At 54.5% G+C, this 22445-nt stretch carries 23 protein-coding genes and 1 pseudogene; 4 read left to right on the forward strand and 20 right to left on the reverse strand.

The window, feature by feature from the left end; genetic code table 11:
* Nucleotides 1-6: 6 nt before the first annotated feature.
* From ACMGDE_RS17785 to ACMGDE_RS17825, 9 genes are all read right to left on the reverse strand, one after another.
* On the reverse strand, nt 7-510 hold the full coding sequence (locus tag ACMGDE_RS17785) for a DUF4138 domain-containing protein (RefSeq protein ID WP_436834176.1): 504 nt from the start codon (nt 508-510) through the stop codon (nt 7-9).
* A gap of 27 nt (nt 511-537) precedes the next feature.
* The gene (gene traM, locus ACMGDE_RS17790) at nt 538-1650 is read right to left on the reverse strand and encodes a conjugative transposon protein TraM (protein WP_436834177.1); all 1113 of its coding nucleotides are present in this window, start codon (nt 1648-1650) and stop codon (nt 538-540) included.
* A gap of 43 nt (nt 1651-1693) precedes the next feature.
* Nucleotides 1694-1921: a hypothetical protein gene (locus ACMGDE_RS17795; protein ID WP_436834178.1), complete on the reverse strand. Its 228-nt coding sequence runs from the start codon at nt 1919-1921 to the stop codon at nt 1694-1696.
* 2 nt (nt 1922-1923) lie between these two features.
* Entirely contained in the window at nt 1924-2535 is a 612-nt protein-coding gene (traK, locus tag ACMGDE_RS17800; RefSeq protein WP_436834179.1) for a conjugative transposon protein TraK, read from the reverse strand.
* Between the two features lie 72 nt (nt 2536-2607).
* The gene (traJ, locus tag ACMGDE_RS17805; protein WP_436834180.1) at nt 2608-3870 is read right to left on the reverse strand and encodes a conjugative transposon protein TraJ; all 1263 of its coding nucleotides are present in this window, start codon (nt 3868-3870) and stop codon (nt 2608-2610) included.
* Entirely contained in the window at nt 3857-4495 is a 639-nt protein-coding gene (locus ACMGDE_RS17810) for a TerB family tellurite resistance protein (RefSeq protein WP_436834181.1), read from the reverse strand. Before ACMGDE_RS17810 ends, traJ begins: the two co-directional genes overlap by 14 nt.
* Nucleotides 4488-5129, reverse strand: coding sequence for a hypothetical protein (locus ACMGDE_RS17815; RefSeq protein WP_436834182.1), 642 nt, complete (start codon nt 5127-5129; stop codon nt 4488-4490). The genes ACMGDE_RS17810 and ACMGDE_RS17815 overlap by 8 nt, the downstream gene beginning before the upstream one ends.
* Complete coding sequence (locus ACMGDE_RS17820; RefSeq protein ID WP_436834183.1) at nt 5116-5808, reverse strand: conjugal transfer protein TraI; 693 nt, start codon at nt 5806-5808, stop codon at nt 5116-5118. The genes ACMGDE_RS17815 and ACMGDE_RS17820 overlap by 14 nt, the downstream gene beginning before the upstream one ends.
* Before the next feature lie 62 nt (nt 5809-5870).
* A complete protein-coding gene (locus ACMGDE_RS17825) occupies nt 5871-6260 on the reverse strand; it encodes a hypothetical protein (protein WP_436834184.1) in 390 nt (129 codons plus the stop codon).
* 48 nt (nt 6261-6308) lie between these two features.
* Between ACMGDE_RS17825 and ACMGDE_RS17830 the strand changes: the two genes are divergently transcribed.
* Nucleotides 6309-6542, forward strand: a complete 234-nt coding sequence (locus tag ACMGDE_RS17830; RefSeq protein WP_436834185.1) for a UPF0175 family protein — start codon at nt 6309-6311, stop codon at nt 6540-6542.
* Nucleotides 6529-6993 carry a PIN domain-containing protein gene (locus ACMGDE_RS17835; RefSeq protein WP_436834186.1) on the forward strand — a complete coding sequence of 155 codons (465 nt, stop codon included), beginning with the start codon at nt 6529-6531 and terminating at the stop codon, nt 6991-6993. The genes ACMGDE_RS17830 and ACMGDE_RS17835 overlap by 14 nt, the downstream gene beginning before the upstream one ends.
* Nucleotides 6994-7072: 79 nt before the next feature.
* On the opposite strand, the gene ACMGDE_RS17840 is transcribed toward ACMGDE_RS17835, so the two are convergent.
* Entirely contained in the window at nt 7073-9544 is a 2472-nt protein-coding gene (locus ACMGDE_RS17840) for a TraG family conjugative transposon ATPase (protein ID WP_436834187.1), read from the reverse strand.
* A 258-nt stretch (nt 9545-9802) separates the two neighbouring features.
* Between ACMGDE_RS17840 and ACMGDE_RS17845 the strand changes: the two genes are divergently transcribed.
* Nucleotides 9803-10210, forward strand: coding sequence for a PIN domain-containing protein (locus ACMGDE_RS17845; RefSeq protein ID WP_436834206.1), 408 nt, complete (start codon nt 9803-9805; stop codon nt 10208-10210).
* Between the two features lie 41 nt (nt 10211-10251).
* On the opposite strand, the pseudogene ACMGDE_RS17850 reads toward ACMGDE_RS17845, so the two are convergent.
* The 6 genes and pseudogenes from ACMGDE_RS17850 to ACMGDE_RS17875 form a co-directional block, all read right to left on the reverse strand.
* Nucleotides 10252-10530 (reverse strand): annotated as a pseudogene (locus ACMGDE_RS17850) (DUF4133 domain-containing protein); the annotation flags it as partial.
* Nucleotides 10531-10567: 37 nt separating this feature from the next.
* Nucleotides 10568-10921: a hypothetical protein gene (locus tag ACMGDE_RS17855; protein ID WP_436834188.1), complete on the reverse strand. Its 354-nt coding sequence runs from the start codon at nt 10919-10921 to the stop codon at nt 10568-10570.
* Between the two features lie 3 nt (nt 10922-10924).
* Complete coding sequence (locus tag ACMGDE_RS17860) at nt 10925-11278, reverse strand: DUF4134 domain-containing protein (RefSeq protein WP_436834189.1); 354 nt, start codon at nt 11276-11278, stop codon at nt 10925-10927.
* 23 nt (nt 11279-11301) lie between these two features.
* Nucleotides 11302-11808, reverse strand: coding sequence for a hypothetical protein (locus tag ACMGDE_RS17865; protein ID WP_436834190.1), 507 nt, complete (start codon nt 11806-11808; stop codon nt 11302-11304).
* Between the two features lie 123 nt (nt 11809-11931).
* Complete coding sequence (locus ACMGDE_RS17870; protein WP_436834191.1) at nt 11932-12804, reverse strand: RteC domain-containing protein; 873 nt, start codon at nt 12802-12804, stop codon at nt 11932-11934.
* 197 nt (nt 12805-13001) lie between these two features.
* Nucleotides 13002-13262, reverse strand: a complete 261-nt coding sequence (locus ACMGDE_RS17875; protein ID WP_436834192.1) for a helix-turn-helix domain-containing protein — start codon at nt 13260-13262, stop codon at nt 13002-13004.
* A 101-nt stretch (nt 13263-13363) separates the two neighbouring features.
* On the opposite strand from ACMGDE_RS17875, the gene ACMGDE_RS17880 reads away from it, so the two are divergent.
* On the forward strand, nt 13364-13588 hold the full coding sequence (locus tag ACMGDE_RS17880) for a hypothetical protein (protein ID WP_436834193.1): 225 nt from the start codon (nt 13364-13366) through the stop codon (nt 13586-13588).
* A 68-nt stretch (nt 13589-13656) separates the two neighbouring features.
* On the opposite strand, the gene ACMGDE_RS17885 is transcribed toward ACMGDE_RS17880, so the two are convergent.
* From ACMGDE_RS17885 to ACMGDE_RS17900, 4 genes are all read right to left on the reverse strand, one after another.
* Entirely contained in the window at nt 13657-15393 is a 1737-nt protein-coding gene (locus ACMGDE_RS17885; protein ID WP_436834194.1) for a TetR/AcrR family transcriptional regulator, read from the reverse strand.
* A gap of 69 nt (nt 15394-15462) precedes the next feature.
* Nucleotides 15463-16719 (reverse strand): aminotransferase class I/II-fold pyridoxal phosphate-dependent enzyme, encoded by a 1257-nt coding sequence (locus ACMGDE_RS17890; protein ID WP_436834195.1) that lies wholly within the window; start codon nt 16717-16719, stop codon nt 15463-15465.
* Nucleotides 16720-16947: 228 nt separating this feature from the next.
* Complete coding sequence (locus ACMGDE_RS17895; RefSeq protein WP_436834196.1) at nt 16948-19578, reverse strand: glycosyl hydrolase 2 galactose-binding domain-containing protein; 2631 nt, start codon at nt 19576-19578, stop codon at nt 16948-16950.
* Nucleotides 19579-19603: 25 nt separating this feature from the next.
* On the reverse strand, nt 19604-22354 hold the full coding sequence (locus tag ACMGDE_RS17900; RefSeq protein ID WP_436834197.1) for an alpha/beta hydrolase family protein: 2751 nt from the start codon (nt 22352-22354) through the stop codon (nt 19604-19606).
* Nucleotides 22355-22445: the final 91 nt, after the last annotated feature.

The raw sequence follows: 22445 nt of genomic DNA on the forward strand, positions 1-22445 counted from the left end.
GTGCGGTCAGTTTAATGGCTCTGCGTTTTCGATGTGGTGATACCGTACCGTCAGGTACAGGTGCCTGCCCCCACCCTTTTCGTAGATCTCAATGGCCAGCAGTTTGCCGTCGGCGAGGGTGAATTTGCCGAGGGCGGCAGTGACGGTTTTGCCGCAGCGCCCTTCCACGCGTGGGTGTTCCAACCCGTGGATGTCCAGCGGCGGAAGTTCATGTTCCTGCGTGACGGTCCGCTTAGCGGTCTTCCTGTCACGGATGTAGAACCGGACAAAGTCGATGTCGAAGGCGATGTGGGAACGGTTATGCAGGAAGAGCGTGAAATAGAGCACGTCGCCGTGGATGCGGATGCTTTCGAGCTTGGCGGACATCCGGCTGTTGCGGTCGGCAATGCCCGTGGTGTTGCGGGGCATTCCCGCGGCTTCCCCGGTGCGGTACCGGAGCGGTGTTACCTGTGCGCTGCCCACGGTCCAAAGCAGGCAGGCCAATAGTGTCAAAAGGGTGGTTCTGTTCATCTTGCTGTTATTTTAAGGGTTAATGGATCAGCGTTGGTTGCCGTCGCGGAGCAGGACTTCGTAGCCGGCCTTGACCCTGACGCGTACCTGCCGGACTTTCCGGGACAGCAGTCCCTTGGCGGCGTTGACGCCCACTGTTGCGGCCTGGGCGGCGAGCGAAGGGTCCATGGACATGAGTTGCATTGACTGGATGGCGTCACTGCTTCCCTGCTTGGCGGCGTCGCGGGTCATCGCGCCGGGGACGCAAAGACCTTCCAGCCCGTCCATGTCATAGGCCGAGAGCGCCACGGGCAGGATGGCGTTGCCGTGGCGCAGTGTGCGGACGCGGATGGTAAGCCGCTCTCCGTCCACCTGGCAGGTGCCATGGACGAAGCTGTTGCGCGGCACGAGCCGCCCGTCGATGTATACGCTGTCCAGCAGGCGCAGCTGGACAGTGGCCCCGTCGGTAACCTCCGCGGCGCGGTGGATGGCGGCGCGGATGGCCGTGCCGGGCAACGTGTCTCCGGCGAGCGTGACGGGATAGACGCTGCTGCGATTAGCCAGGGACTGTTCCCGCAGCTTGTCCTGCACGCGCTCGGGGTGCTGGATATCGAGTATCCGTTCCAGCATGCCGTTGAGCTGCTGCATTTCAGGATCATCATCCGGTCCGCGCCTGTTGAGCTGGTCCATCATGCGTTCCAGCCGCTCGACATCGGCGGCGGTCTCCGGCATCCGCGGCACGTCCGGTGACGTGCGGTAACCCGCGCTGCCGCCATAAACGGGCGGGTTGTCGTCCGGCCTGGCGAGTTCGGCCTCGATTAGCGCGAGCTTCTCGCTGATGCGCTGTTCCTGCGAGCCGCTGCCTCCGGTGCTGTCGAAGCCGGGGATGGTGGCAATGCTGCGCTCGGCCTTTGCGCGCTGCGCGGAATCGCGCCTGGCCTGCTCGTAGTAGGCCAGCTTGTCGGTGGGCTGCTCTTTCCGGAAACTGGCCTCGGGCAGTCCGGTGTTGATGCCCGCGAAGGGCGATTCCTCCCGTAGGTTTCCCTGTCCGCCGCCGAGTGCGTGGAAGGCCAGCGCCGCAAAAGGCAGCACGAGGATGGGTAATGCAAGCAGGAACTTCCGTCGCTGCTGCATCTGTGGGGTGACTTTTGGTGTTTCCATTTTTTTGTGTTGAGATATGAGATAATAGACATCAGATAACAGACTATGGCAGGTTGGAAAAGACGAGGTAAGCGCAATAAGCCGCCATGGCGGCGAGAACGAGCGCCATGGCGATCAGTTGGGTGACCCTACCGAGCCGTGAAAAGGCGCGGTTCAGCCGTCCGGCGACGCAGGTCTGGGTACGCGTAATGCGGCCGGCGATGTTTTGCGCCAGCCGTTCACGTGTCGTATTGCTGGTGTTTTCGTGGTGTTGTTCCGGTGTTGCTGCCATTTTTATTTCGTTTGGATATCGCTGTTGTCGATGGTTTCCCAGCGCTGGATGAGGAAGCCGTGGGGATTATTGTCCGTGCGGGCCACGTCGCGGAGCGTGCCCGTGGTGACCAGTATGCGCGTGAGCGTGCCGCTGGAGCGGACGAGCCGCTGCGTGGCGTAACACCGGAACGCGTAGGGCTGACGGCGCATGTCCAGTTTCACGCTGTCGATGGCAATGCGCTGGCTGATGTTGCCGGAGATGAGGCCTGCGTAATAACCGCTCTCGCGCAGGTTATCATACTGCCGCTTGGCATTCCCGTCGGCAAGGTACAGCGCCTGGGTGACCGTAGCGGTGATGGCCTTTTCGTCCGGGTCGAGCGTGAAGAACAGGCGGTGGAAGTCGGCCACGTGGCGGCGGGCTTCCACTTCGAGGTTTTCCTTACGCCCGGCGGCGATCGCCTTGACCGCCCTGCCGTCCACCATCACCCAGATGCTGGACTGCACCCGTGCCGCGGTTTCGTAGCTTTTATAGATCGCGAAGCCGGAAATCAGTACACAAGCGACGATGACAGCGATGCTGAACGCCTTGATGTGCTTAAATGCCGTGTCGATGTTTCTGAGTTGCTTGAACATTTTTGAGACATTAGATATGAGACATCAGACAACAGACCCTTTCTGCTGGATCACTTGTCTGCTTTGTTTTATTTATTTACCCGAAATCCGGTCGTGCTGGTGGCCGCTGCCGCCGGACGGGAAATAGTCGCTGTTCCCCTGTGTAGCCATGCTCTGCCGGGTCTGCCGCGCCCCGTCGCCGAGCGCATCAGCGGCCATTCCCATGGGGGCGGCCACCGTGTTGCGCACCGCAGTGCCCGTCTGCACGACCAGCGTGTTGACCCGCTGCATCAGCGCATTGCTCCCGCCCGCGTGGACGATGTAGTTGGCCACCGAGGGGACGGAGAAGTAGCCGAGTATGCCGATGATGAGAAAGACGAGGTAGGCCGTGTCCGTCGCGCTGAAGAACGTGTCCCCCTCCTGCCCGATCTGCTGGATGTCGATTTTCAGCATCTCCTCCTGGATCTTGCCGATGATGCTGCCGAAGATGTTGGCCACGGGCAGCCACAGGAACACGTTGATGTAGCGGGCGATCCAGACGGTGAGCGTGTGCTGCAATCCGTCGAATACGGAAAGCCCCAGCACCAGCGGCCCCATTATCGCCAGCACGATGAGGAAGAACGTGCGGATGGTGTTGATGCACAATGCTGCGGCCATGAACACGACCTGCAATACCTCGCTCATCCATTTCTTGATGGAGTTACGGAAGTTGTAGGACTGCTTGTCCATCCAGAACTTGATGTCGTTGCCGATGCCCGCCCAGAATCCCTCGTCCTCGCGGCCCGGATCCTCGGGATGGGTATATTTGTACCATTTGTCGGCGTCGCCCGTGCCGCTCTCCCCGACGTACATCTCCCAATAGCGGGAGTTCTTCGCCGCTTCCTCCTTCTGTTTCAACAGTGCCGCGACGGCCCCGTCGGAATTCTCCACCATGCTGCCCGTGCCGCGCTCGATGGGGCTGAGCACCGCGTCCATGATGCCGATGACCAGCGGGAAGAACAGGATGGCGAGCCCGATGGCGAAGGGGCGCAACAGCGGATAGAAGTCAATGGCCTCGGCATGGGCGATTTGCCGCCATACGCGGCTGGCGATGTACCAGAGGGCGGCAAAGCCGGCCAAACCGCGGCCCACCCCGATGAGCTGTCCGCATAGGGGGAGCATATCGGCGCGGACGCTATCCAGCACGCCATGCAGGCCGGCGACCTCGCCCGCAAGGGATTGGGCGGATGCAGGGGACGGGGCAAGGCAGGCCACGGCAAGCGCGGCAAGGATGACGGGAGCGGCGGACAGGGCTGCAAAAGGGCGGACGGCCCGCAGGCCGGAACGGGCTGGTGGTGTATGCTTAATTGGTTCCATATATTTCGTTCATTGTTTCCGTTTCCTTTTTTTCCTTTTCGCGCTGGAGTCCCATCAGGCTGCCCTCGCGGTTGAAGTGCCGCAGGAATTGCAGTTTGTCCTCCATGTCGGCGAATATCCTGTCGATGGCGCGGAGCCGATCATCATCGGACATCCGCAGCTGGGAGGATGTGGTGACCATGAGCAGTTCGTCCAGGTTTTGCAGGCTGGCCTCGAAAAGCTGCCCGTACACCCTGCCGAGGTAGGCGATCTCTTCTTCTGTGAAATTACCGGAGCGCCTGAACCGTTCGAATGCCGTCCTGTATTCCTGCACGATGTCCTTCTGAGCGCGGATGATGTCCGCGATGCGGTGATATTTCCTGATTTCGGGGTTGACCAGCATCAGCCCGTCTATGAAGGTCTCGTGCAGGCTGAAATTGCCCTTTGCAATGCTGCGCACGGCGTTGTAGCCTCCGCTGATAATTTCATAGCCCCGCTTCATATCCGAGAGGATGCCTTTGAGCTGGCTGAGCTTTTCCACGTTCAGCAGGAGTTGGATGACCTCGTCGGTCTGCGCCCTTCCTCTTATTGGAACAAGGATGGAAAGAACAAGGAGCAAGGGTGGGATTGCGATTATGCTATTCATTTTCTTCATGGGTGAACCAGTTTTTGATGTTGTCGATCTGTTCCGTTTCGCGTTTCCGCATCAACGCCAATAGCCGCACGTCGCCGGTGAAGCGCTGGGTGAAGGTGGCTTTGTCGCGCATGGCAGTGCACACCTTATCCAGCCTCCGGAGCCGCTCGTCGTCGTCCATTTCCACCTTGCCGGACAGCACGATGTCCAGCAGTTCAGAGAGGTCAGCTGCGCATTCCAGCAACACCTTTTCTTTCACGCTGCGGATATAGCCGCTGTGGTGGCCGTTATCCGCACCGTTGAACGCCGCGATGATGGCCACTTGCAGGGCGACGATCTCTGCGATGCGCACATCACCGCGGATGGCGGGGCTGACGGCGGACAGTGAGGCAAAGAACAGGCCGTGGAGATTGAACTCGCCGTCCGTGATTCCCCGGATGAAGCCGAGGCCGGAGGATACCACGTCATATCCGGTCTTCAACACGGCCCCGTAGGCGTGCAGGGCCACGATCTGCTCGCCGAGGTATTGTTTCTGCGTCTTCTTCTGCTGGAACCATTCCTTCCACAGCTGTGCCTTCGCACTTGCCGGAGCAAGGAGTAAAGGAATAAGGATCAGGGACAGCAGGGATGATTTATTCGATGCCATAGAGGTCCTTCAGTTTTTTGGTTTCCTCGGATGATCTGGCCCGCTGGATGCTGAGCAGGCTGTTCTGCCTATTGAATTGCCGCAGGTCATTGTAATTCCCGTCGATCTTCCCACCGGCCTTCCTGATGGTTTCCAGCCGTGCGGCGTCGGACATCTGCATCCTGAAGCTGTTGACCACCAATAGCACCTGATCCAGGTTCTTCACGCTTTCCTCCAGTATGCCCGTGTAGACCTGCCCCATGTGTAGCAGCTCCTCCGGCGTAAAATTCGTGTCCTGCTGGAACAGGTTCCATGCCCGGCGGTATTCCTCAACGATGGCGACCTGCGTTTCGGTGAGGTCCTTGACCCGCTGGTAGTAGCTGATGGCCGACTTGATCTTCCACAACTCATCGTAGTATTTGCCGTACAGGTCGCGCTGCCGCTCGGTCCAGTCGGCGATTTCGTCCAGCTTAAGCTTGGAAAGCTGGTTTTCCAGCACCTTCTGCGCGTTCTGCAACCAGATGGTCCGGTTCTGCATCCGCTGGATCTGCAAATCGATGGCCTTGATGACCTTCTTGATACCCGCTTTGATGACCTCGGCAATGGCGAGCTGCGCTGTCGCACCCTCGGGCAGCGATACGAACAGCGTCACCGCGCTGATGGGCAGGATGAGCATGTATGTCCGGAGTGTTTTCTTCATTTCCTGTATCATGGTTAATCTTTTAGTTTTTCACTCGTGTCTGTTTTCATCGGTGTTCAAGATCACTTCGTTCGGAGTTTGACATATTCCCGCCGTTCGACCAGTATCCGCCCGGCATCGGGATAAATAGTAATCGTCCGGCCGCGCCGCGTTTCCTGCATGGACTTGGTCTCGGGGTTGTAGACGGCGGTCCATTCCTCCGTTTTCCGCTCCGGCGGCAGGAGCCTGCCGCTTTCGATGCGGCGGTAGCCCGTCTTGCGATAGATGCGGTAGGTGGCGGTTTTCCCGTCCAGCGGTTGGATGATGAGCGTGTCGTAGGCCACGCTGTATTCGCCCTCGGCGTGGTCGGTGTACGTGCCGGGGATGAAGTCCCTGGTCCGGTCGGCGCCGGTGTTGCAGGCGGCAAGCATAGTGGCGGCCGCAAGCAGCATGGTTAGCATTCGTGTTTTCATTTTCTCGTCGTATTACATTGTATTACCAAAATTTCGTATCTTTACATCATGACTACGCTGACACTTGAGGTACCAAAATCCCTGGAAAAAGACCGGGAGGATACCGTCCGTTTCATCGCGGCTAAACTGTATGAATCGGATAAACTGACATTGGGGCAGGCCGCACAGATGGCGGGCATGAAGAAATGGGATTTCGCCGAAATCCTGGTGGATTACGGTATCCATTATTTAGAGCCCGCCCTGCGTGAGGACCTGGAAGCGATGGAACGTGAGCGAAAATAAAATCGTTGTCACCGATACCAGCTGTTTCATCCTGCTTTCCAAAATCGATGCGCTGGATGTGTTGGGGAAACTGTTCTCCACGGTATTCACTACACCGGAAATCGCGGAAGAATTCGGTGGGCCTCTTCCCGAATGGGTAATCGTCCAGCCTGCCAGGGACCGGAAAATATTTCGTAACTATCTTGGGAAAGTCGACCGTGGCGAAGCCAGTGCCCTAGTTTTGGCGGGTGAAATCCACGCTGATCTGGTCATTCTCGATGACCTGAAAGCCCGCAAATTTGCCCAAAAGGTTGGGCTTACTTTCAAGGGCACGTTAGGGCTTTTGGTCATGGCCAGGCAACGGGGTATCATCCCCGAACTGCGTCCCTATCTTAATCGGGTCCAGCGCACCAATTTCCGTGTTGCCAAGTCCCTCATCGAACAGAGCCTCCGTTCAGCCGGAGAACTTTGATCCGTTCAACTTTTCCTATTTATCCGAACTTTCAAAGAACTTCTGCCGCCCGCTGCGGCCATATATTTTATGACCGGCCTTATGGCGGACCCTGCCCTGACCTCATGTCGTTTGCCAATGCCTCGATGCCCCGCCGGATGCTGCCGTACCTGGCGGCGTATTCCTGCACCTTGACCTTTTCGCTTTCCTCTGTGGAATAGCACAGGTATTCCTCCAGCGACACCTCCGTGCGGTAGACCTTGCTGTGCTGCCCGCCCAGGGAGATGAAGACCTCTTTGTATTTCCGCTTGGGATCGTTGGCCCGGTTCATCGAAAGGATCAGTGACTTCTCCTTATCGGTGATGCCCAGCAGCTGCTGGATGGCGTCGAACTTGTTCTGGTACTTGGATTGGTCCAGCAATATCTTGCAGTCTGCATTGTTGATGATGGCCTGCTTGACCACGGGCGAGGAGATGATGTCCTCGACCTCCTGCGTGACCACGATGGCCTCACCAAAAAATTTCCGGACCGTCTTGAACAAATATTTGATGTACTCGGCCATGCCCTCTTTCGCAATCGCTTTCCAGCATTCCTCGATGAGGATGGCCTTGCGCACTCCTTTCAGCTTGCGCATCTTGGAGATGAACACGTCCATGATGATGAGCGTCACCGCGGGGAACAGGATGGGATGGTCCTTGATGGCATCCAGCTCGAAGACGATGAAGCGCTGGTGGAGCAGGTCGAGGTTTTCCGTGGCATTCAATAAATAGTCGAACTCGCCGCCCTTATAATAGGGATTCAGCACGTAGAGGAAATTGGACACGTCGAAGTCCTTTTCCTTGACCTGGCCGTCTTCCAGCACCTTCCGGTAGACACCGGTGAGGTATTCGTAGAACGTATTAAAGCAGGGGAAGCTGTCCGGGTGCTGTTCCAGGTGCGCAAAGTATCCCGTGAGCGCATTGGAAAGCGCCACGTATTCCGAACGCGTGAACCGTTCATCCTCCTTTTTCCATAATGCCAACAGCAGCGTTTTGAGGCTCTCTTTCTTCTCCGTGTCCAGCACGTCGCCCTCGGTGAGGTAGAACGGGTTGAACCGGATCGGGTCCGCCTCCGAATAGGTGAAGTAATAGCCGTCCACCAGATCGCACAATCCCCTGTAGGAATGCCCGACATCCAGCAGCACGACGTGTGCACCCTGCTCGTAATAAGACCTGATCATGTGGTTGGTGAAGAACGACTTGCCGCTGCCCGAAGGCCCGAGAATGAACTTGTTGCGATTGGTGGTGAAGCCCCGCTTGATCGGCTCATCCGAGATGTCCACGTGCATGGGCCTGCCGTGCAGCCGGTCGCCGAGGCGGATGCCGAAGGGACTGATGCTGGAACGGTAACCCGTTTCCATGTTTAAAAAACAGGCGGCCTGTTCCAGGAAGGTATCGAACGTGTCGTTCATCGGGAAGTCTCCCGCATTGCCGGGGATGCCCGCGAACCAGACCTGGGGTGCGCCGTCCGTTTCCTGCTTAGCCACCGCATCGAGCTGCGCCATGGCGGAGGAGACCCGGTTGCGCACCTCGCTTTGCTGGGCGGGGTCGTCCGTCCATGCCAGCACATTGAAATGCGCACGGACGGGCATCCGCTGGTCGGTGATGGCCTCGTTCAAAAAATCGTTGGTGGCATCCCTTGCGATGGCATTCTCCCGCGAATAGGCTGACAGGGACTGCAACCGGAGCCGCTTGGCCTCCATCTTCTTGAGCGTCTTGCGCCCATCGCCGATGAAGATGTACTGGCTGTAGATGTGGTTGACATCGAGCAACAACCCCAACGGGCTGGCAAACCCCATGGAAAACCGCGTCCGGTCGGTGGAATAGCGGTCATAATTGATGCGCGGGCCGCACAGGGCCGGCAGATCCTCCGCATCGGAAAGCGTATATAATTGGCAGTGTTTGTCGCCGATCCTTAGTCCGTCTTTCAGGTGGATGTCGCGTATCATGGAATGCTGTTCCCTGTCCAGCAAGAAACAGTACCGCTCGATGATGCCGGGCTTACTCGCAGTACCCGCGAGTTCATCCCCGTCTAACCTGCGCAACGTAATGAAACCGCTGTCCTTCAGGATACGCTCCAACTGGCCCGCGCTGTCCAGGAAATCGCCCACCAGCTTTTTACTGATGCCCTGCTCCGGCACGACGGACTTGCGCAGGATGCCCGAAGTGGCTGACGTGGCAGGTTTGTAGTTGTCGGGCACCTTGGTGAGGAAGATGTAGCAGGCGTGGTCCAGATACGGCCGCTCGTTAAAGAACCGTTCGCTGGAACGGGACAGGAAGGCCTCCCCTGCCCTATCGAAATCGGCCCGGTGACCCGTTTCGGTGAACCAGTCCTGCTTGTGGAAGATACTGTGGGGCAGCAGCACCTTGATGGCCTTGGCGAGTGCTTGGTGGTAGGCTTCGTAGTCCCGTTCGCTCAGCGTGAACAGTTCGGGCAAGGTGGCCTCGTAGGCGACGGTGATGTCCCCGCGCACGGAGAGCACTAGGTCATTTTCGACCTTGTAGATGGGGAATATTTTTCCGATGTCCGTCATTTTTTCCGTTATCAAAATTTATCGGTATCTTTATGCCCATGATGGTACGCGAAATCATAACCCCTAAAAAACGGTCTGTGACCGTGCGTCTTCCCGAAGAGATGGTGGGCAAGACCGTGGAATTGCTTGCCTTTGAAATCAATGCCGGAAAAAAGGAATTGAGCCGCGCCGAACGCCTCCGCCGGATCGAAAAGCTGACCAAACCCTCGTTGGTGGACCTTAGCGGATTCACGTTCAACCGTGACGAGGCCAACGACTATGCGGAATAAGGCATTTGCCGTTGACACCAATGTGCTGATATACCTGCACGACCTGTCCGCGCCGGAAAAACGGGCGATTGCCAATGGGCTGCTTGCCGATACCCCAAAAATCCCTTCACAGGTCGTTTCCGAATACCTGAACACCTGCCGGAGGATACTCGATCTTTCCAAAGACCAGCTACTGAAACAATCTTCCGGATTGCTGGCGGGATGCGATATCATACCCGTATTGCCCGATACGCTGGCATACGCGGCCGAACTCGTATTGCGGTATAAATTCCAGTTATTCGATTCCGTCATCGTGGCGGCGGCCATTGGGGGAAAATGTGAGGTGCTGTACTCTGAGGACATGCAGCACAAACTGTTGGTGGACAAGAGCATCACCATCATCAACCCTTTTCTGTAACCCCCGTTTTTCAGTGCCGTGAACACCCGGCGTGAGCGGAATTTCAGGTAATTTGGCATCCCTTTGGCCGCAAAGTATTTCAACAGCCCGTACCGGCCGAAACGGTGACTGAGCCGATTCACCCCGATGAACAGGGCCGTGCCCAGCGTGCCGACCAGCGGCAGGATGACGTACAGTGCCGCGCCGATGAGGTACAGCGCCGCGAACAGGAGCAGCAGGCCCACGAGGCCGCCCGCGAGGTAGCCGATGTATTGGCCTTTGAGGCCCCTAAATTCGATGGGCTTATTGATGCCCTTGTTGATGTGATAGACCGTTGCCATTATGTATTGCGTATCGGTAGTGCGTATTGGGATTCCATCAGCGAATCCGTTTGTCCACGGTGCTGTCCTGTTGCTGCACCGTTCCTTTCGGTGTGTTGGCGATGGCCTTCCAGCCGGCGAATTTGCGTTCCATGCCTTCGGGATCCAGCTCAAACAGGCGCGGGATTCTCACGAGTGAAACATGTGCCCGACCGATGGCGCTGTCCAGGTCACCCCGGTATGCGCCGCGCGTGGAACTGTCGAAGGCCAGCTCGTAATGATCACCCTTGAACCGCAATTCATCGAAGGGGATGCGGTTCCCGGGATTGAGCACCTCACGGAACTCCCCGGCCTCCACGTCCACATAGAATCCCGTGCCGCCGATGTGGTGTATGGGCAGTTGCCTTTCCATTCGTCAGATGCCAAAGAAGGATTTGAGCACCGTGGCCACGACCACCAAAAAGATGCAGCTGCCGAACCATGCGGCTGCGACCTTTCCGGTATCCGGTTCACCTGCGTTCCATTTGTTGAAAACCTTGACCGCGCCCACCAGGCCCACCACGGCCCCGATGGCGTACATCAGGTCCGTACCCGTATCGAAGTAGCCCTTGACCTTATCGGTAGCCTCGCGGATGCCCGCTTCGCCGTCGCCGGAGTCCTGCCCCAGTGCAGTGGTGATGGCAACAAGAATCTGGTAAAGGGTGAAGGTCACCGCCGGTAGCCAACCCCTCACCGTTGGCCGCTGTCTGCTGGATGGTTTGCTGTTCATATCGTATTCTCTCTTTTTGCCGGTTAATCCCATAATGTCTGTTTTTCCTCCTCTGTCAATCCAAATGGAAGGTGGTCTTCCAGGTAGCCGGTGAGCGCCGCGAGCTGCCCGCTTTCGCGGATAGCCGGGTAGGTATTCTTGATGTGGCCGAACAGGCCATAAAACTCCTCTTTGCTGCCGTTTTCCCGCTGAAGCAGCATGACCATCGTCTTCAGCTCCTGCATCACGTCCGACACCACGCCCAGCCGTTTCGCATGAAAGGATGCCTCCGGCTGCAGGGCGGGCGCGAACGACAGGCCGTCCGCATCCACGGTGTCCATGCCGTGAGGCAGCACCGCTTTGCCCATCAGGTCATCCTCATTTTCCGGTTCCTCCGATGCGGGGCGGTGCTGCCCCGCGCCCTTTCCGGGCGGAGCGCCGAGCCGTGATAACTCGGTGCGGAAATACAGGAGCAGTACCGCGAGGTACCATACGGCGGCGACCGCCCCCGCCCCCATCCCGAATTGCTGCCAGGTGAATTGCTGTAACATACGTTCTTGATTTTGGTCCCGCCGCCCCATTGCGGCGGGATAACGGAAGCAAAGGTGGGAAGGCTGCCTACGGATGTTTGACAATCCGCATGCGGAGGCGGCATGATTTCCTCCGCGGCCGCCTCAATACGTTCCACGGGGCGTTTCCCGCGGCCTGTAGGCATCCCCTTCGTCGATCCTGCGGGTCACCGCATCGCGCATCTCATCCAGGAAGCGCGTCTTGCTGATGGTCTTGCGGCGCTTGATCTCGCTGAACCTGCGGTAATAGCGGTGCAGGCTGACCCTGAAGCTGCCCTCCAGCCACGCGATGATGTCACCGATGTCCACGCCGCCGTCATTGATCTGGCGGGTTTCATAAATGCCATAGGCCAGCTCGATCAGGTTGCCCGTCTCGCCCGTCCATTTCATTTCCCTGCCCGCACGGGTGGCTACACCCGCGGGACCGGTATCCGGCGCCCGGAGCAATTCAAGCAGCTGCGCCTGCAGCCGCTCATACGCCATGAATTTGGCGAACAGGTATCCCATCCTGGTGCCCGTGCGCCCGTCCACGTCCGGCACTTCCGGGATGAGGACATCCGGCACTTCCGCACCCACCGTGAAGTAGAGGTGATCCAGTTCCGTCGCACCCAGCCTGTAGTACTGGTAGTGGAACGGCTGCATGGCGAAAAAGCGTGAAATGAACGCCAGTTCCCGCTCCCAGTATTCCCTCAGTTTCCCATCGTTTCCGATGGGCTGGTTGCTTTCCATTGCATATCCTTCCACGTGCTGGATGTGCCAGCTTACGACAGCGGGCCATACCTCTTTGTACAGGTGAATCTCCTCCCCGGCGGTGGCGGGTGGCCGGGCATCCACCTTTTCACGGAGTTCCGCTTTCACCCTGCGGATGGTCCGCAGCGCCAGTTTGAGCCGCTGTAGCGGATCGGTTATCCCGTCAAGCTCCGATTCCAATTTTTCTGCCAATTCCGCTCCCGGATTGCCGTAGTGCATCACGTCCATTTATCCTCCTTTTTTTGGTTTACCTGTGGAAAGCTGCCAAAGGAAAGAGACAGAACGATACGGGTCAAGTAGATGTATATCACATATACCCTGCTGAAAAGCAATGCATATAATTAGTAGATGAAATGGGGTTGGTTGGTTGATTCGGTTTACGGAAATGCTGTTCTGGATGGTTTAGACGGAAGGGTGTCTACCGGTCAGTCAAACCCTTCGCTGAAAAATTCCTCGACGGTTACGCCGAGTGCCTTGATGACTTTCAGCAGGCTGGTATACCGCAGGTCCTCGCCACGTTCATAGCGCCCGTATTGCGCGCGCGGAATTTCGTGTTCATAGGCAAAGTACTCATAATTGCTGTAACCCGCCTTAGTCCGTAGCTCCTTGATCCGCTTTCCCAATTTGATTAGGTCTTCGTTGACCTGTTTTGAAACTTTTTTAGCCTCCTGAACCTTTTTTGCCATCGGGTAAAATAAATGAATACCCGTCTCTTATATTACTATGTAAAAATTCATACTTATTAGTAGTATTTGTATTTTTGCGAACTGAGACATACTATGGTATTATGATACATCAGGGCAAAGACATGTTGGGTAAGCTGATTCCTACTTTGGGCATGAGCCGCGAATTTACCGTGACGATGGAGATCCTCGGTTTCGATACGCTCGGCGACCTCGCCCGCCACAGGAGCAAGGATTTACTTGCCCTACCGGGATTCACACGGGAACTCCTCTACGAATACGTCCATTTCATGGAAATCCATGGGATGGGGAAACTCATAGATCCCTAACAAAAAAGGGCCGGTGAGAATCCCCACCGACCCGGCAAACACATGAAATAAAGCCCTGTTGTCCTTCGTTATCCGTAGTCATCCAAGTCCTTGCGGATATCATCGATCAGCTTGCGGATGGTCCTGATCGCGTCCGCATCCTTTGTATAGAACTTCGATTTGATGCTGGCGGGCGACAGTGATTCCTGTCCTTTAGTGGTGAAACAGTACGCCACCTTTTCGGACAGTAAGTCAAGGTTCGCCTCGTCATAGATCCCGTGGTCATACAATAATTTCTGCCAGAGTGCGAGTTGGGTGGCCTTGAACCTGGTGTTCAGCTTCATCATGTTGGGGTGCCGCTTTGCGATACCCGCCGTGCCGCCTATTTCCGCGTCCAGCCAGCGGATCATTTCCTCCGACATCGGTGGCGTGTCCCGGTCAAAGCGCAGCATCGTAAGGCGGTGCACCTGCAATACCCGTTGGCGTGTCCCGAGCAGGTATTCGCGGCGATCATGGCTGTCCATTACCGCCCCCCTTGACCGGATGCCCTGCGCGAGATGGGCCGCAAAACGCGCATGATTGAACCCCAGCCCGATGAGCCGTTCACCCACCAGCCAATCGTCCAGCACCCCTGCGGCCGTGAGTCCTTCCAGTCCCTCCATGTATTTCCGCAGGTACTGGAACGCCATCCACGTGGCTGTCCTGTCCTTATCAGCAAAACGTTGGAGCGGCACTTCCATGATGTCAAGCAATGCGGTATCGATACCCATATCCGCAAACTGTCCGCGCATCTGTTTCCATCGCCCCTCGAAATCCCTTGTCATGTTATTGCGGAACAATTCCGGCAGTGCCACTTCCTCCGGCAGCATTCCCGACACCGCCCTGCGCAGGGCATCCATGATGCCGAGCAGTGCCTCCGCATCGGGATTCGACGGGGACTGCGGATCGTACAGGCGATTGCACAGCGTGACCAACCGATTCAGGTGCGTTTTCAGGAACAGCCGCATCTGCGTCTCGTTATCCAACCGGAGCAGTTCGGCAAGCAATAGCGCCTCCAACCGCCTGGCCTCGGCAAGCAGCACAGTGTCAGGCTGGTCACCCTGCCTACCCGGTTTTATCCGCGTGGCTGCCAGGTTCTCCAGCAGTTCATATTCGTAATTGAGTTCTTTCATTTCCGTTCCTTTCTTGCTTTCGGCGGCTGCCCGCCATGCCCACTGGATGATCTGTCCGATGGTGCGCTCAATGATGTCCCGATCCCGGCACTGTCCGGTGTCCATTCCGCAGACCGGGCCGTTTCCCGCGCTGCCCTGCAGTATTGGAAAATACGTTCCGCCAAGCACGATGGCCAGCACCGCCCCGAAATGTACATCCGTTCCCATGAACCACTGGTCGGTCAGCCCGATGAGTTGCCGGCCTTCGGCCTCCCTGCGGGCTGATGCCGACCGCATCACCGGGTGGTGCTCCGATGCCTGCCACAGGATGACCTTCTGCATTTCCCGGTCACCATTGAAATGGCGGAAGTTTTCCTGCATCAGTTCGATGAACGCGGCCTCCACTTCCCTTGCCGATACCGGTTCCGTGGGCCTGAACCGCTCGAAGAACGGTGGCCAGTAATCCTTCTCGCGGACGTATTCCGAAAGCAATTGGCCGAGGCCGCCGAAATGGTAGCGGATGATGTTCTTGTCCCGGCCTACGCGCCTTGCGATGGCCGTAGTACGCAGTCCGTGAAATCCGGTTTCCCGCAGGATATCCCCCACGGCATCCTTCAATGCGCGCATGGTGGCATCCCTGTCCCTAACCTTGTATTTCTTCCGTGGCGTGGCCATTTTTAGACATTAGACATCAGACGATAGACAACAGACATTAGACGTCAAACATTTGATCCTTTACTATATTTACTCTTGTTTTTTCCGTTGCAGACCCGTTTTTTTGATGACCCATTCCCATGCTTCCAACACTCTGTCCAGCTGCTCCGTGGTATGCGTGGCCATCACACTCATCCGTATCCGCGCGTCCTTGCGGGCCACGGCCGGATAGTTGATCTGGTTGGCATAGATGCCCGTTCTGAGCAGCATCCCGCAGATCTGCGCATTCAGCTTGATGTCGCCGATCTTCACGGGAATGATGGCCGACTGCGTGTTGCCCGTTTCCAGCCCCAATTCCCGCAACCCATTACGCAAGTGATCGATGTTGTCCCATAGCTTGGCCATCCATCCCGGCTCATCATCCACCAAATCGATGGCCGTGCCGATGCAGGCCGATGCAGGGGACAATGTGGCCGAGAAGATGTGCTGGCGCGACTGGAATTTCAGGTAATCCACCAGTTCCCGGCTGGCCACCACGTAGCCGCCCACATGCGCGAACGTCTTGCTGAATGTTCCGGTGATGATATCCACTTCCCTGAGCAACCCGTAACGTTCCATCACCCCGCGGCCTGTTTCTCCAATGACCCCCGTACCGTGCGCATCGTCCAGCATCAGATAAGCACCGTACTGGCGGCACAGCTCCAGCATCCTGTCCAGCGGGGCAAGATCCCCGTCCTGCGAATACACCCCGTCGATAATAACCATCCGCGTACGGTACCGGTCCTTGGAAAACTTCAGCACCCGCTCCAATGCATCCAAATTGTTGTGCGGGAACGTCTTGACATTCGTCATCAGGCACCCCTCGTACACACTGGCGTGCACGGCCATGTCCAGGATCGCCAGATCGTCCTTCCGCAGCATGCACTGCAGCGAGGCGCTGTTGGCCGTGTATCCCGTGGAAAACACGATGGCGCTGTCCCGCCCGAAAAATCCCGCGATTTTCTCCTCCAGCCGCTGGTGGAAATCGTAATGCCCGCCGATGGCCGGGCTTGCACCCGCTCCCGATCCGTACTGCCGGATGGCATCCATCGCAGCCTGTTTTACCTTCGGGTGCTGCGTAAAGCCGAGGTAATCGTTTGACACCAGGCTCACAAAACGTTTGTGGCCGATGCCAGGTAAATCCAGTTCGATCTCCGGCCCGCAGCCGGAACGGTTCTCCTGCCGGTAATTCCATTCGCCAAGTTTCTTGCGACTCCCTACATAGGCCGCCCATAATGCAGCGCGACCGTAGGGGTCAACGCCCGGTATGTCCTCAAAGTCCTTGAAGCTCGCTTTCTCGAAATCCATTGTTGTCATAGGTCCTCCATATCTTATTGGTTAAACTATGGGACCAATATCAATGCTGAATTTGCCCTAGGTGGGGAGTTACGGGGTATTTTTTAAAAAATTGAAGCGGCCGAACCTCTCCCTATTGCACGATTGATTTTATGTCTTTTACTAAAGCGCCCCCGCGCCGGGGTTAGCACAGGGGGCTGCTTATGGTCAACACACATGAATTTCATAGGTAGTTAATTCTTATTGTTGCGACGACGCGCTGTCTGGCCACGTCTTTTCACCTCGTTTCATCTTTTCCAAAGTTTCGGCAAAAACATTTTCATTCAAAGCGCCCTTTTTCATTTGGACGGCTTTTTCCTGCCATTCGATGGCTTCTTGTTTGCGCCCGGCTTTGTAGAGTAAATTTGCATAGGTGTCGAAGGCGGTTGCCGTGATATCAAGATTTTCTATGTTGTATTTCTGCGTCTCGATTGCTGCCTCCAACACCTCCGGATCGCTTATCTGTTCGAATATTGTCCAACTGAGGTTATTGATATTATACTCTGAACGGGGAGTTGCTGTTCTGTAATAGAGCATATAGAATTTACCGAGATTCCGCCAGTCCTTCTTTTGAAAAGCCCAAGCCATACGTGCTCCGTTATATTTTTCTTCCCCTAATGCCCCATACTTTACCTTTAACGTCCGCCCTATAATTTCCCAATCCGGATCGGCCCCTTCCCCTTTTATATACGGATCGATTTCCTCTTCGCCGATAATCTTGCGGACCTTCCGTTCAGCAGCATCGTTTCCCAGCACGTTGTTTATTAGCTGGCCCTGTTCCCGATAAATGCTAAATCCGGCATCTTCGCTTCGCCGAGTCGTTGCATCCAAAAAAGATAGGTTTTCCCTGGTGAAAAGGTTGTTAAGCTGTTGCAAATAGGTAGTTGCAACTTTGATTGCCGCATTTTGGTCTTTTTTCCGCAGGGCCATCAAATTCAGCCGTCGCAAGAAAGCCGAATCCCGTCTTCCTCCCTCGAACTCCACCATGAATTCAGGAAAGCAGGTATCGGTGTCGTCTGGATCAATGCCTTTCACTGCAAGGGCAGCTGTTTTTGCCGCTGCGCCTGGATTCAGTAGGGCATGGATCTCGCGCAGCTTTGCCAGCGGGATTTTGATTATTTCCCGGTCGTAGGTAAGTAGCCCATTCTCTTCGCCTTCCACGTCGAACGGCTGGGTGTAGATGCTTCCACTCAAGCCCTGTGCTTCCAATTCTTTCAGCCGTTTGACCATGCCGTCGTACTTGCCGACCAGTTCCCTCGGCGTTACCTGCACATAACCCCAACCGGTCAGATCATCCCACTGATGGCCAGGTACCGGAACGCCGACCCCACCGAACTCACCGAGGACGCTCGCTTTTCCCGGAATGGCCTTGATCTCCATCGGCTCCGGGTAGGAATGATAATCCACAAAATCGCTGCTTACAAAGGGATCATTCGATGGCGCTCTCAGCTTATCGTTGACGTACAAAAGTTCTCCCGAATGACCATTAACCAATCTTGATGGATCATGAGTTTTCACCCATTCCGTCAGCCGCTGTTGGTCATATGCACCCCAACGTTCGTTGAATAGCACCCACGTAGTGATGGAGGGGTGGTTATATAATTGATCCATCGTTTCTTTTGCTTGCTGTTCAAATGCATCCTTGTACCCCTTCCGCCTACCTTGATTTGGGTTCACGAAATCCTGCCACACGAGGACGCCGATTTTGTCCGCGTGGTAATACCATCGGGCGGGTTCGATCTTGATGTGCTTGCGGATGGTATTGAAGCCCATTGCCTTAATAACCTTGATGTCAAAGGCCAGTGCTTCATCGGTTGGCGCCGTGTAAAGACCTTCGGGCCAGAATCCTTGATCCAGTGTACCGAGATTGAAATAGGGTTTACCGTTCAAGAAGATGCGGTCATGACCGCCGTCGGCCTTCTTCACTTCTACTTTTCGCATACCAAAATAGCTTTTCACCTTGTCAGTGCCCAGCGTTACCGTCAGGTCATATAGGTGAGGGTCTTCAGGCGACCATAGCCTTGGATTTTTTACCGGAAAGGTTATTACGGTATTGGATTCCCCGGTGATGCGCATCCCGCCAGCCTCCAGTTTGACGCTGGTTTGGGCAGCTGAGTTCACGGTTATATTGATTACAGACTTATCAATATCAGGTGTCATCTTGAGACTGGAAATGTAGTTTTCCGGAACAATTTCCATCCACACCGTCTGCCAGATGCCGCTGCTTGGTGTATAATAGATGTTTGCCGGGTTCAATACCTGTTTGCCATGTGGCCCGTAGCCGCTATCGGTAGGATCATAGACCTTAACGACCAGTTCGTTTTGGCCATCTATCCATACATCGGTGACATCCAAACTAAATGCGGTATACCCCCCTTCATGGCTGCCTATTTCTTTGCCATTCATATAAATCCAGCATTGATAATCCACCGCCCCAAAGTGCAGCAATACCCGATCACCGCCTTTTAACTTCGGCTTACTGACGCTGCGTTTATACCATAAGCGCTGTTCGGGAAGCAGTGTTTTCTTCACGCCCGAGAGTGCCGATTCCAACGGATAAGGGACAAGGATTTTATCCTCTGCGGCAGGCATGGCCGTTGTCATCGAATCGGTGATGACAAAGTCCCACAGCCCGTTCAGGTTCGTCCAGTTCCCCCGCTCCAATTGTGGGCGCGGGTATTCATCGAGGGGCTTCTCCGGTTTCACACCTTTTGCCCATCTTGATTGCATGTGTGTGGCCCTTGGCTTCCATTGTGATTGGGAATAAGACATCGGTGACAGGGCAAAAAACAGTCCCACTGCCAGCAACAAGGACTTTATTTGTTGTTTCATTTTATCGTTTTTTAAAGTTCAGAATTTAATCAATCGTTATAGTAATCGGTTTGCGTTGCATTAGAGAGTCCACTTTGCGTTTCTCTTCCGGGATTAGCAGCCCACCTTCGGGTGGAGTTTTGATTTCATTATCCAACTCCAGTCCGGTCTCTATCCCCTTTAATTTGGCTGGAATACCACGGGTCATCCATTTTGGTGCAGGTTTGCCTTTGAGGTAGTGGTCGAAAAACTGCATCATGCGTATGGTGAAATCTTTACCTAATTCGCCCGAGACACCGTGGTCTCCCTCATCATATTGCAGCATCCATACCCTTTTACCCAGTCTACGCAGCGATGTAAAAAATTCTACCCCCTGTTCAAACGGCACCGCAGTATCTTTTTTATTGTTCATTAGTAGAATTGGGGTGGTTACCTTATGTGCATTCATGACAGGGGATGCATTCACAAACCATTCCGGCCGTTCCCATAAATTGGCACCCAACCGGTGTTGTCCCCGTTCAAACTTGCTTTGGCCACCACTACCGTGACTTATCGCACCGAAATGGCTGATATAATCAGATGCACCAGAAGCCGCGCATGCAGCTGAAAACAGATTAGAATGTGTTACTAGGCCGTTGGTTTGTATCGCTCCCCAACTTATTCCTTGTAGGCCCATTTTGGTGGAATCCACGAACGGCATCCCGGAAAGGTAATTTGCCGCAGAAACCACGGAACTATAGATGCTTTGCATTGGGTCTCCGATGGTATACAGTATGTCCGGGGTGAATACGAGATATCCATTGCTTACTACTGACGGAATATTCAGTCCATTGCCCGATGTCGTGGGCGGCTGATAGCTGGTTAGCCTATCCGACATGATTTCATAATAATGGAAGATAACCGGATACTTCTTTGATGGATCAAAATCCTCCGGTTTATACAGAACCCCTTGTAGCTCTTTACCGTCCGGGGACGTCCATTTGTGCAATTCTACCGTTAACCAATTGTAGTTCTTTTCTGGCGCAACATTGCTTACCTTTGTGAATGTTTTGAAGTCGGTTGTCACAAAAAAATTAGGAGACTCGGTGGCAGACTCTCTTCTGACTAGGTAAGCCCCTGCATTTTTGGCCTTCTGGGGCAAAAAGCCGTCGTTAGGCGCTCGTTCTTTTTGGCGTGCATAGTAAGTATACAAACCGCTTGTCAAACAAACGGGATCGCCTTTTTTACCCATGGTTATTTCATAAAATCCATTTTCCTTTGTTTCACGGCTGTAACCTGTCAACAATACTTCCCCTTTTTCCGGAATGATTTTGTCACCATAGGGGTTAATCATTAACCTGAGCATGATTCGATTTTTCCTTCCGTAACTGTTCGTGAGATTGATTGGGGCTGTTTCCGTCTTCAAATCAACCAGCCAGATATCATACTCGTCATATATCAATACCTTTTCACTTCCTTTGATCCATCCAGCGATGCCAAATGTCTCTGAACCAAAACGGGAATTGAAGGAAGTGGTCAACTCCTCCGGAATGAATTTACTGATAATTATAACTTTGTCGTCGGATAGAGAGCGTGACATATAATGGTTACTGGACTTGTCAAAATATACTAGGCGTTTCCCGGTGGGAGACAACACGGAGCCTACTTCGATTTCTTTCCTTGAACTATTCTTTGTGTTAACCAAATAAGCTTTCCTCATCGCTGCTGTATTCCAATAATCCTCAGAGATATCCCCCCCACCATTAGTACTGCTATTTATTACGTAAGAATCATTCGAAGCACTGCTAAACATAGCAAACTCGTTCTCCTGTTGCAGTCGGAATATTGCTTTGTCCTCAATCTGGAGCATAGCTAGATAACTCTTTGGTCCTAAATCGGCTAATTGAGTATGTTGTAGTTTGGGGTCGAGATAGTTCCATACATCCACCATGATCGCATCATTGCCAGCCTTCGCGAGTGGTCCCTCATTCAGGTCAATAAAAAGCCTCGTGTCGTCGCTGCTGAATTGTCTGATACGGCCGAGCTGTAAGTCGCTGTCCACACCTGCGCTCCCGTCGTCCACCAACAAGGTTGCACGGCTATTTCCCATTGCATAGTGCCAAATTGCTTTACCGGCCAATTCAGTTGCTGGTTTTTCAGCCATAAAGACAAGCTGGTCTCCGGATTGACTGAAGACCATGTTGGTCACCCCCCGCCCTTCCCAAATCGGGACCGGTTGCTTCCGTTTAATTTCCACCAATTGCAATACTTGCCTAGCTTGCTCGGATTCTTTTAATAGCGCTACCGTTGAGCCACGGTCGTTTATCCAATGACTTTTAATATCGGAAAAACGCAACTCTTCTTTTGTTCTTAGATTTTTCAATACCAACAAATTTTCGCTTGTGTTTGATGCATATACAAGATATTCATCTTGACCGAAGAGCTGAAGGCTGAACGATTTTACGGAGGGTATATGAATGTTCCCCGATGTTCCCAACGCCAATAGGCACAACGTATCGCTTTTTATGAATACCGCTGTCTTACTGTCACCGGTGAATTGCATTTCAAATGCGGAAACACCCGGAACATCCAATTCCCAATCTAAATTGATCGAGCGTAGGCATAACGTTTTGCCCCCAACGGGTCGGTTCTTGATGGAATAGCAAACGAACTTGCCATCGGCTGAAATCTTTTCTCCATATTCCAATGACTCCCATGAATCATAGGCCTCTAAATCAATGGGGGGCTTCTGGGCATAGATTGAGGGGGGACTAAATAATGTGCCGAGCGAAAACAAAATAACTGCGTTAATATTCATACTTAAAGATTTCCTTTGTTAATTTTAAAATATGAGTGCAATTCACATTTCTTGATTTTGTAAACATCACAAAATGCGCTGTGTAGTATGA

The organism is Parapedobacter brassicae (assembly GCF_051400755.1).
Classification (GTDB): Bacteria; Bacteroidota; Bacteroidia; order Sphingobacteriales; family Sphingobacteriaceae; genus Parapedobacter.

Bases quoted from the DNA above. Each gene is read 5' to 3' on its own strand.
- ACMGDE_RS17785 (WP_436834176.1), bottom strand. From the start codon at position 510: ATGAACAGAACCACCCTTTTGACACTATTGGCCTGCCTGCTTTGGACC.
- traM (WP_436834177.1), bottom strand. From the start codon at position 1,650: ATGGAAACACCAAAAGTCACCCCACAGATGCAGCAGCGACGGAAGTTC.
- ACMGDE_RS17795 (WP_436834178.1), bottom strand. From the start codon at position 1,921: ATGGCAGCAACACCGGAACAACACCACGAAAACACCAGCAATACGACA.
- traK (WP_436834179.1), bottom strand. From the start codon at position 2,535: ATGTTCAAGCAACTCAGAAACATCGACACGGCATTTAAGCACATCAAG.
- traJ (WP_436834180.1), bottom strand. From the start codon at position 3,870: ATGGAACCAATTAAGCATACACCACCAGCCCGTTCCGGCCTGCGGGCC.
- ACMGDE_RS17810 (WP_436834181.1), bottom strand. From the start codon at position 4,495: ATGAATAGCATAATCGCAATCCCACCCTTGCTCCTTGTTCTTTCCATC.
- ACMGDE_RS17815 (WP_436834182.1), bottom strand. From the start codon at position 5,129: ATGGCATCGAATAAATCATCCCTGCTGTCCCTGATCCTTATTCCTTTA.
- ACMGDE_RS17820 (WP_436834183.1), bottom strand. From the start codon at position 5,808: ATGAAGAAAACACTCCGGACATACATGCTCATCCTGCCCATCAGCGCG.
- ACMGDE_RS17825 (WP_436834184.1), bottom strand. From the start codon at position 6,260: ATGAAAACACGAATGCTAACCATGCTGCTTGCGGCCGCCACTATGCTT.
- ACMGDE_RS17830 (WP_436834185.1), top strand. From the start codon at position 6,309: ATGACTACGCTGACACTTGAGGTACCAAAATCCCTGGAAAAAGACCGG.
- ACMGDE_RS17840 (WP_436834187.1), bottom strand. From the start codon at position 9,544: ATGACGGACATCGGAAAAATATTCCCCATCTACAAGGTCGAAAATGAC.
- ACMGDE_RS17845 (WP_436834206.1), top strand. From the start codon at position 9,803: ATGCGGAATAAGGCATTTGCCGTTGACACCAATGTGCTGATATACCTG.
- ACMGDE_RS17855 (WP_436834188.1), bottom strand. From the start codon at position 10,921: ATGGAAAGGCAACTGCCCATACACCACATCGGCGGCACGGGATTCTAT.
- ACMGDE_RS17860 (WP_436834189.1), bottom strand. From the start codon at position 11,278: ATGAACAGCAAACCATCCAGCAGACAGCGGCCAACGGTGAGGGGTTGG.
- ACMGDE_RS17865 (WP_436834190.1), bottom strand. From the start codon at position 11,808: ATGTTACAGCAATTCACCTGGCAGCAATTCGGGATGGGGGCGGGGGCG.
- ACMGDE_RS17870 (WP_436834191.1), bottom strand. From the start codon at position 12,804: ATGGACGTGATGCACTACGGCAATCCGGGAGCGGAATTGGCAGAAAAA.
- ACMGDE_RS17875 (WP_436834192.1), bottom strand. From the start codon at position 13,262: ATGGCAAAAAAGGTTCAGGAGGCTAAAAAAGTTTCAAAACAGGTCAAC.
- ACMGDE_RS17880 (WP_436834193.1), top strand. From the start codon at position 13,364: ATGATACATCAGGGCAAAGACATGTTGGGTAAGCTGATTCCTACTTTG.
- ACMGDE_RS17885 (WP_436834194.1), bottom strand. From the start codon at position 15,393: ATGGCCACGCCACGGAAGAAATACAAGGTTAGGGACAGGGATGCCACC.
- ACMGDE_RS17890 (WP_436834195.1), bottom strand. From the start codon at position 16,719: ATGGATTTCGAGAAAGCGAGCTTCAAGGACTTTGAGGACATACCGGGC.
- ACMGDE_RS17895 (WP_436834196.1), bottom strand. From the start codon at position 19,578: ATGAAACAACAAATAAAGTCCTTGTTGCTGGCAGTGGGACTGTTTTTT.
- ACMGDE_RS17900 (WP_436834197.1), bottom strand. From the start codon at position 22,354: ATGAATATTAACGCAGTTATTTTGTTTTCGCTCGGCACATTATTTAGT.